This window comes from Nostoc sp. LEGE 06077, from assembly GCF_015207705.1.
Classification (GTDB): Bacteria; Cyanobacteriota; Cyanobacteriia; order Cyanobacteriales; family Nostocaceae; genus Nostoc_B.
Genome location: NZ_JADEWI010000105.1, coordinates 1 through 8,910, shown reverse-complemented (window position 1 = coordinate 8,910; position 8,910 = coordinate 1). Strand labels below are relative to the sequence as shown.

Genomic DNA, 8,910 nt, shown 5'->3' with positions numbered 1-8,910 from the left:
CCAATTCCGATTTATTGCTTGGATTTAATCACCTAATTTTTACAATGAACCAATTTAAACCTTTTTTCTCTTCTGGATAATTTCATTTATTTACTACTTGCTTATTTCGGAAAGTGACAGAAGAGGGATACTCACTGACTCCAATTAGTAGTGCTATCTTCTTAGCCATTGCTGCGATCGCCCATTGCGGCTAATAAGTCTTTTGCTACTCTTTCACTTTCTAGTAGCTCTTGTCGGCTTTTGGCTTCAATAGTAACTTCTTTATCACCAACTTTCACAGTAATTTTACTCGGCTTATCACCCAGGCGATCGCCTAAAAAACTTAAGAAGCTCTTCATATTCTTCATGCTTACTTCAGCCGTCAGAAATCCGATCAAAGTGGCGAATCCTGGCTTACTTCCTGCTTCTGGGTTCAAATCTTCAACGCGATCGGCTTTCTCCACCTCATCCAAATCGCGGATTTCCCGCAGCAGCTTGTTAGCTATTTTCTGCCGCCTCTCATCATCTAACTCTGGGCCATCAACGGCAAAAGTGAATTGAATCGTAGGTTCTTCTGTCATTTTAAGCTCCAGAGTAGCGTTATCTACACCGCAATATACTACACGATAAAATTCTACGATTTCGTATTAAAAAAAGATAGTCTACAAAAGATGATCAAACGACCTCTTTCTACTTATTGTGTAACTAATTTTTCCTAACATCTCACCGATGCTCTGCAACCCTTTTTCAGTCAAATTTGCTATCAGTCCCTATTTCCGCATCTGGCTGACTAAATGAGTGAGTTCAGGTAATATCAATTTTTCCATACCTAGCCGCACAGCATTGCTAGAACCGGGGAGAGAGAAGATTAATTTATTTTGATAAACACCCGCAACGGCGCGAGAGGCGATCGCACGGGAACCAATTTCTTGATAACTTAAAAATCTAAATATCTCTCCAAATCCCGGTAGAGTTTTTTCTAATAATTTTTCAATTGCATCATAAGTAGTATCTCGTGGTGCAATACCTGTACCGCCATTGAAAATCACTGCATCTAAATTAGCATTTTTACTCAGCGATTCTATCTGTTTTTGAATGTCTGCTGGCTCATCTTTAATAATTGCGTAGGCTCCAATTTTATGGTTAGTAGCTAACAGCAATTGTTGAATAATTTGACCACTCTTGTCTGTTCCTGGGGTGCGTGTATCGCTTACAGTAACTACAGCACAAGTTACTGTCATTGCTGTTGCATCTGGATGGGGTTGTTGCGTCATCCGATTTTTAATTTTGGATTTTGGATTAGTTTCACTGATAAATTTGGAGTTTTTTACTATGCCAAAATTATCGGTTACTTGGCTAAAAAAGGATGAAGGATGAAGACTAAAGCTTTTATTTCATACTACCCTTTGGGAACGCCAAGGGCGAACACACTTCAGACTTCATACTTCAGTTGACAATTTAAGATTTGCTGAATCCCAAATCGTTTGCTTTAGCATATCGCTCCATAAAGCGGATAAAGCGATCCCACTCGTCAGCAGATTTCATAATATGAACAGCTTCTAATGCTTCAGCTTTACCGTTGACGAATCTAGCCTTGACTTCGCGGGTAACTATTTCGCCTTCCTCGTCAAGCATATACATCCCGGTGACTTCTTCACTGCTGCTTTGTCCCAAAATTGTGGGATTTGTAAAAATAAAAGTTGCTGTACCAGTATCACCACTGCGCGATCGCGTTAAACGTACATCGGGTACCACTTCTTCGTCAAGACCTCTAGAAAACTGGATTTTTGCCATGATGAAAGAATTTAAAGTTTTGTGATCGTTAGTTTAATATTCTCTCATCATTTAGAACTCAGTAGTCTATGAAGTCTGAAGTATGAAGTCTGTAGACGCTTTTAGCGGCTTACCGCAGACTAGTCTTAAATTTTGTCCTTTTGACTGTTACTTTTCCAGTAATAAAGTTACAGGGCCGTCGTTTTCAATGGAAACTTGCATCATTGCGCCAAATTTACCTGTTTCGACGCTTAAACCACTGGCGCGTAACTTGTTAACAAAGCTGTTGTATAAATCTTCTGCGGTTTGAGGCGATGCAGAACGGTCAAAAGAAGGACGGCGACCTTTGCGACAGTCGCCGTAAAGGGTAAATTGACTGACTACCAACAATTCACCGTTAATTTCTTGTACAGATTTTTGCCATCTGTCGCCACCTTCATCATCGGGAAACAGCCGTAATTCTAGGCATTTACGCACCATCCAGTCGAGTTCTACATCTGTATCTGTATCAGCAATACCGACGAGTAAGTTTAACCCTCGGCCAATTTTGCCGACAGTTTCACCGTTAACTGTTACTTGAGATGATTTCACTCGCTGGATGATGACGCGCATAAATTTAAAGTCAAAAGTCAAAAGTCAAAAGTCAAAAATATTTCTTTTTACTTTTTACCTTTTACTTTTTACTTTTTGAAGCCTTTACCACGACTGACAGAAGGTAAACAAATGCAGTTCTCTATCTGAGTGATTAAGGTTTCTCTGTCTAAATCTTGACCAATCAAGACTATCTGGTTTTTAGGTTCACCTTTCCACTCATCATCATCTAAGGTGAAGCGTTTACCGCACAGGTGGAAAATGTGGCGCTTGGGACTTTCGTCAAACCACATCACACCCTTGGCGCGGAAAATGTTTGTTGGTAGTTGATTATCTAGGAAATACTGGAACTTCCTAATAGAAAAAGGCTTGTCACTTTGGAACGAGATCGAAGTGAAGCCATCATTTTCTAAATGATCAGAATGGTGGTGATGGTGTTCGTGGTCGTGATGGTCGTGACCGCAGGTAGAATGATCGTGGTCGTGATGGTCGTGACCGCAGGTAGAATGGTCATGCTCGTCGTGGTCGTGATGGTCATGATCGTAATGGTCATGATCATGATGTTCATGGTCATGTTCATCAACGGTGTCAAAATATTTGTCAGACTCAAATAATCCTACACTGAGAATTAGAGCGAGTGGTACTTGCGATCGCTTGGTTCGCAAAATTCTCGCGCCTTCTTTGACTTCGTTGATTTTTGCCTCTAACTGAGTCAAAGTTGCTTCATCAACCAAATCTGTTTTATTCAACAAAATCACATCACCGTAAGCAATTTGGCTGTAAGCTGCTTGAGAATTGAATAAATCTAAGCTGTAATTAGCTGCATCTACGACAGTGATAATCGAATCTAGACGGGTTAAGTCCCGCAGTTCTGTGCCTAAAAATGTTAATGCTACTGGTAGCGGGTCTGCTAGTCCAGTTGTTTCTACTACTAGATAATCTAGCTTTTCTTCACGTTCTAATACTTTGTAAACGGCATCAACTAAATCATTATTTATGGTGCAGCAAATACAACCATTACTTAGCTCTACCATATTATTATTTTCATCGGTAGAGATGATTAACTCGTTGTCAATGCCAATTTCACCAAATTCATTCACCAGCACAGCGGTTTTTAAACCTTGCTGATTCGTGAGAATATGATTTAGTAAAGTCGTTTTGCCGCTACCAAGAAATCCAGTAATAATTGTGACTGGTAAACCTTGTTTAGGCGCATTCATGGGTTGAGATTCAGAATTCACTGCTGTTTGCATAGCGCGGTTATGAAACAAATCAAAAAATATAAAACTTCTCTAAGTTGTGGCTACCACCACTGGGAAATTCAGATTCACAAAAGGTAGCGCAGATAGTCCAGAAAACACTAGCATAGGGATGCTGGATAAACTTTCCAGCGACTTAACCCTATTATTGCGTATCCCTCTATTGCCGCATTACTCTGTTATGACCCTAACTGTTTACAATACCCTCACCCGTCGTCAAGAACCGTTTGAAACAGTCGAACCAGGCAAGGTTAAGATGTATTACTGCGGCGTGACGGTTTATGACTACTGTCATTTGGGTCATGCTAGAGCTTGCATTGTTTGGGATGTTGTGCGCCGCTATCTCCAGTTTATCGGTTATGAAGTGCGCTATGTGCAGAATTTTACTGATGTTGATGACAAAATTCTCAACCGCGCCAGACAAGAACACTCATCAATGGACGCTGTAGCTGAACGCTTCATTAAAGCATATTTTGAAGATATGGCACGACTGGGAATCAAAGAAGCTGATGAATATCCCCGCGCAACCCATACGATGAACGGAATTCAGCGTTTAATTCACGAGTTAGAAAATAAAGGTTTTGCTTATCCCTCAGATGGGGATGTTTACTATGCTGTACGCCAGTTTGCTGAGTATGGTAAGCTTTCTGGTCGCAGGTTGGAAGATATGCAGGCTGGTGCGAGTGACCGCGTTAATCTAGAAGACGCAGAATATCAAAAGAAAAAAGACCCCTTTGATTTCGCTTTGTGGAAAGCCGCTAAACCCGGCGAACCTGCGTGGGAATCACCTTGGGGCGCTGGTCGTCCGGGATGGCATATTGAATGCTCGGCGATGGTGCGCGATCGCTTGGGTGAGACAATAGATATTCATGCTGGTGGTGCTGACTTAATTTTCCCTCACCACGAAAACGAAATTGCTCAATCGGAAGCTGTCACAGGTAAACCTTTAGCAACTTACTGGCTGCACAACGGTATGGTCAAGGTGGACGGTGAGAAAATGTCCAAGTCTTTGGGCAACTTTACCACCATCCGCGACTTACTCGATCGCCATGTAGATCCAATGGCAGTAAGATTATTTGTGCTGATGGCGCAATATCGTAAGCCTATTGATTTTACCGATGATGCGATCGCTGCTGCTACTAACGGCTGGCACACCCTGAAAGAAGGTTTGCTGTTTGGTTATCAATACGGTAAACAACTAGGCTGGGAAGTTAATTCTTCCCTACTCCCTGAATTTGTTGAACGCTTTCAAGAAACTGTCAACGATGACTTTAATTTCCCTGGTGGGGTAACAGTGTTGTTTGAATTAGCCAAAGAACTCCGCCGTGAAGGAAACATCATCGTACATGAAGGCAAAACTGATACACCAGCCGATGAACTGCAAAAACAATGGCAAACTCTGGTAACTTTGGCAGAGGTGTTAGGGTTAACAGCCGAAATTGAAAATGCTACCCCTGCAACTGATGGTCTGAGTGATGGGGAAATTGAAGATTTGATTCAACAACGCCAAGCCGCTAGGAAAGCGCGGAATTTTGCCGAAGGCGATCGCATCCGTAATGAACTACAATCCCAAGGCATTACTTTAATTGATAGTTCTGAAGGTACTCGCTGGCATAGAAATTAATCTGAACCATAGGCTTTTGTGAATCTCGCATTGCAGTTTTATCTCAAACACTCAACGACAAAAGCCGTTTTATCGCTAAAATTTCCGCGAATAAACTTAGTTTTAAATCCCAAATGTTATATTCTCATAACATTTGGGTGAGTCACAATCATTAATTCTGGCTACTGAATTCTCCTGCAAGGTTTCTGCATTATTGCACTAAATCGAATTTTTAGAGTGTGTGGTGAAAACAGTCTTGAAAAAGTATCTTAGGTCTGATAATTTACATCGATTAGGGTAAAAGTTAAAACATCTAAATTAGTATCAAATACAACCAATTGTGTGAAGAAATAAAAATTTTCTCTGCTTTGCAAACAAGCAAAGGAAATTAAATAATTTATGTAATAGCTGGTTATTTGATGGCTAGAATAGGAGTAGCTAAAAATCATCCATAAATAAAGCAAATTGTCAATAATAAATTAACTAAATTTTGCATCTAAATTATTATGTGGTCTGAACTAACAAAAGCGATCTCTAAATTTGATATTCCGGCTGATTGGATTGGTATTAGAGCAGTCCAAGAAACAGCATCGAACCGTTATGTACGTGATGGTATTCCCCAAATTAATGGTAAATCTACCACCGAGGGAGCCATGATTGAAGTTTTAGTGAATGGCTGTCTGGGTTACGCCGCTACCAATTCTCTAGAATTTGCTTCTTTAGAAGCTGCTGCCCAAATAGCTTACAAACAAGCACTCGCCGCTAGTCAATGGTGGATATATCCCTTTAAAGAAACCGAGCGTCCCAAGGTTGTGGGTGAATATAACTCGCCTTATTTGGAACCATTAGACGCACTCAGTCCAGGAGAAATCAATGATTTGCTGGTGCGGATGTGCCGAAAAATGAAAGTTCATGACAAAATCGTGCAAACTACAGCCAGCATCAGCACCAGTGAGCGCGAAAGTTGGTTTGTTAGCAGCAACGGCTCAGAAGTCTATCAAAAGTTTATCTCCTTGGGGAGTAATTATGGTGCGATCGCCCAAGACGGGGCAATTGTCCAGCAACGCACCAACAACGGTTGGCAAGCGCACTGTTATCAAGGTGGATGGGAACTTTTAAGACAAGAAAATTTATGGCAACGGGTACAGCAAGTAGGAGAACAAGCTATAGAACTACTGACTGCGGCTGAATGCCCAAATATACGTACTAACTTAGTCCTAGCTCCAGACCAAATGATGTTGCAAATCCACGAAAGTATCGGTCATCCCCTAGAAATTGACCGAATTTTAGGCGATGAACGCAACTATGCAGGCGGTAGCTTTGTCACAACCGATGATTTTGGTCAGCTAGTCTATGGTTCGCCACTAATGAATATTACCTTCGACCCCACAGTCCCAGGTGAGTATGCCAGCTATGGTTTTGATGATACAGGTGCAGTCGCCACACGGGAATATGTGATTAAAGAAGGAGTCTTACAAAGGGGTTTAGGCAGTTTAGAAAGTCAAGCCAGAGCCGGAATACCAGGAGTTGCTTGCGCCCGTGCTTGTTCTTGGAATCGACCAGCAATTGACCGCATGGCTAATTTAAACTTAGAACCAGGAAACGCCACCTTTGACCAAATCATTAGTGGTATCGAACACGGCGTTTACATGGAATCAAATCGCTCTTGGTCAATTGACGATTGCCGTTATAAATTCCAATTTGGCTGCGAATATGCCAAATTAATTGAAAATGGCCAACTAACCACAACTCTCCGCAACCCCAACTATCGCGCCACAACACCAGAATTCTGGCACAGCTTAATCAAAGTTGGTGATACTCATAGTTGGCAAATGTATGGTACTCCTTACTGTGGTAAAGGTGAACCCAATCAAGCCATTTGGGTAGGACATGGTTCACCCGTTTGTGTATTTGCTAATGTTGAAGTTTTTGGGGGAGGAAGTTGAGAAAGTCAAAAGTATGACTTTTGTAAATTTATTCCGAATTACGAATTAATAATCTACCAATGAAAGAAGAATTAACGGCTTTAGAATCTAGCTTCAATCAGATTTTAGAAACTCTACTCATCAAGAAATTAGAAGGTGAGGAATTTACCCTCAAACTCGGTAGTGAAAGGAGTCAATTTACTCGATTTAATCATGCCAAAGTTAGACAAACCGGCTGTGTAGCCGATGGTTGCATTCAACTGACTTTAATGGCAGAGCAACGCAGTAGTTCTCGACAGTTTACTTTTACCGGAAATGGTGAAAAAGATTGGCACAGAGCATATAAAGCTTTACAAGAATTACGGGAGGAATTGCCTATATTACCCATTGATCCTTATTTAGTTTTACCATCAGGAAATAATACTAGTCGAGAAGTTCATTATAGTAATTTATTAGCACCAGAAGCAGTAATTTCTAGCATATTAGATGAAGTAACAGAATTAGATTTTACTGGAATTTATGCTGGAGGCATAGTAATTAAAGGCTATGGAGATTCTAGTGGTCAAAAACATTGGTTTGCTACCGATACTTTTACATTAGATTATTCTTTGTTTAGCAATTCAGGACAAGCAGTTAAAGGTACATTTGCCGGAAGCCACTGGGATTTAGCCAACTATACGACGAAAATCAGCGAAGCCAAAAAACAACTACAATTGCTATCTCATCCAGCAAAAGAAGTGCCTAGAGGACAATATAAAACTTATTTTGCACCTGCGGCTGTGGCTGATTTATTGCAAATGCTTTCTTGGAGCGCTGTCGGTGAAGCAGATATCCAACAAGGTAACAGTGCTTTAGCAGCATTATCCCGAAAAGAAAAACAGTTATCTGCAAAATTTAGTTTACAAGAAAACTTTCAACTAGGTTTAGTTCCGCGTTTTAATGAATTAGGCGAAATGGCCGCACCAGAATTACCGATAATCGCCCAAGGTATTTTAGTAAATAGCTTAGTTAACTCTCGAACTGCTAAAGAATATCAAAAAACTGCTAATGGTGCTAACAGTTCTGAAACCTTACGTACACCAGAAATAAGCCCAGGAAATTTAAGATTAGAGCAAATTTTATCTAACTTAGATACAGGATTATATCTCTCAAATTTACATTATTTAAATTGGAGCGATCGCCCTACAGGTAGAATTACAGGTATGACACGTTACGCATGTTTTTGGGTAGAGAATGGCGAAATCATTGCACCTATTGAAAATCTCCGCTTTGACGAAAGCCTCTATCGTTTTTGGGGAGAAAATTTAGTTGATTTCACTAACTTTCAAGAATTTATCCCCGAAGTTGGCACTTATGACAGTCGCCAATTAGGTGGAAGTTTAGTTCCTGGAATGTTGGTTAATGATTTTACTTACACTTTGTAATATAAATTCTCTATACAATACCTCATTATCTCAATAATACCTCCGCCCACCTTGGCGCTAAACTCCGCGTAACTTTGCGTTAAAAATTAATCCATAATTTTAATTTGATCACTGTAACCTTGCTCAGTTAAAAATAGCTGTCGATGACAGGCAAAATCTTCCTCACAAGTACGTAAAGAAACTAATCCCTCTTTTGTTACTACGGGGAAAGTATAATCAGAAAGAAAAGCAGAAACAGTAAGTAAGAGGGATGGTTACGCCGCGTAGACAAGCAGTAAGCACAGTGGCATTCATAGATAACTATTGCCAACACTATTATTCATTGTTTGAGGACGTGAGGCATTTTGAAGCCTTCA

8 protein-coding genes are annotated in these 8,910 nt (G+C 40.5%); 3 read left to right on the top strand and 5 right to left on the bottom strand.

The window, feature by feature from the left end:
- Positions 1-161: 161 nt before the first annotated feature.
- The 5 genes from IQ244_RS31665 to IQ244_RS31645 form a co-directional block, all read right to left on the bottom strand.
- Positions 162-560 carry a hypothetical protein gene (locus tag IQ244_RS31665; RefSeq protein WP_193900627.1) on the bottom strand — a complete coding sequence of 133 codons (399 nt, stop codon included), beginning with the start codon at positions 558-560 and terminating at the stop codon, positions 162-164.
- A 189-nt stretch (positions 561-749) separates the two neighbouring features.
- Positions 750-1,253, bottom strand: a complete 504-nt coding sequence (locus IQ244_RS31660) for a MogA/MoaB family molybdenum cofactor biosynthesis protein (protein ID WP_193900626.1) — start codon at positions 1,251-1,253, stop codon at positions 750-752.
- A 184-nt stretch (positions 1,254-1,437) separates the two neighbouring features.
- Positions 1,438-1,773 carry a photosystem II reaction center protein Psb28 gene (gene psb28 / locus IQ244_RS31655; RefSeq protein WP_193900625.1) on the bottom strand — a complete coding sequence of 112 codons (336 nt, stop codon included), beginning with the start codon at positions 1,771-1,773 and terminating at the stop codon, positions 1,438-1,440.
- Between the two features lie 147 nt (positions 1,774-1,920).
- A complete protein-coding gene (dtd, locus tag IQ244_RS31650) occupies positions 1,921-2,364 on the bottom strand; it encodes a D-aminoacyl-tRNA deacylase (protein ID WP_193900624.1) in 444 nt (147 codons plus the stop codon).
- 68 nt (positions 2,365-2,432) lie between these two features.
- Positions 2,433-3,596: a CobW family GTP-binding protein gene (locus tag IQ244_RS31645; RefSeq protein ID WP_193900623.1), complete on the bottom strand. Its 1,164-nt coding sequence runs from the start codon at positions 3,594-3,596 to the stop codon at positions 2,433-2,435.
- Between the two features lie 187 nt (positions 3,597-3,783).
- On the opposite strand from IQ244_RS31645, the gene cysS reads away from it, so the two are divergent.
- The 3 genes from cysS (at position 3,784) to IQ244_RS31630 (ending at position 8,554) form a co-directional block, all read left to right on the top strand.
- Positions 3,784-5,226 (top strand): cysteine--tRNA ligase, encoded by a 1,443-nt coding sequence (gene cysS, locus IQ244_RS31640; protein WP_193900622.1) that lies wholly within the window; start codon positions 3,784-3,786, stop codon positions 5,224-5,226.
- Between the two features lie 485 nt (positions 5,227-5,711).
- Entirely contained in the window at positions 5,712-7,151 is a 1,440-nt protein-coding gene (locus IQ244_RS31635) for a TldD/PmbA family protein (protein ID WP_193900621.1), read from the top strand.
- 59 nt (positions 7,152-7,210) lie between these two features.
- Positions 7,211-8,554, top strand: a complete 1,344-nt coding sequence (locus IQ244_RS31630) for a TldD/PmbA family protein (RefSeq protein WP_193900620.1) — start codon at positions 7,211-7,213, stop codon at positions 8,552-8,554.
- Positions 8,555-8,910 lie beyond the last annotated feature (356 nt).

What these genes read in the sequence shown, in the direction of transcription:
- cysS (WP_193900622.1), top strand. Translation starts at nt 3,784, where the DNA reads ATGACCCTAACTGTTTACAATACCCTCACCCGTCGTCAAGAACCGTTT.
- IQ244_RS31660 (WP_193900626.1), bottom strand. Translation starts at nt 1,253, where the DNA reads ATGACGCAACAACCCCATCCAGATGCAACAGCAATGACAGTAACTTGT.
- psb28 (WP_193900625.1), bottom strand. Translation starts at nt 1,773, where the DNA reads ATGGCAAAAATCCAGTTTTCTAGAGGTCTTGACGAAGAAGTGGTACCC.
- dtd (WP_193900624.1), bottom strand. Translation starts at nt 2,364, where the DNA reads ATGCGCGTCATCATCCAGCGAGTGAAATCATCTCAAGTAACAGTTAAC.
- IQ244_RS31645 (WP_193900623.1), bottom strand. Translation starts at nt 3,596, where the DNA reads ATGCAAACAGCAGTGAATTCTGAATCTCAACCCATGAATGCGCCTAAA.
- IQ244_RS31630 (WP_193900620.1), top strand. Translation starts at nt 7,211, where the DNA reads ATGAAAGAAGAATTAACGGCTTTAGAATCTAGCTTCAATCAGATTTTA.
- IQ244_RS31635 (WP_193900621.1), top strand. Translation starts at nt 5,712, where the DNA reads ATGTGGTCTGAACTAACAAAAGCGATCTCTAAATTTGATATTCCGGCT.
- IQ244_RS31665 (WP_193900627.1), bottom strand. Translation starts at nt 560, where the DNA reads ATGACAGAAGAACCTACGATTCAATTCACTTTTGCCGTTGATGGCCCA.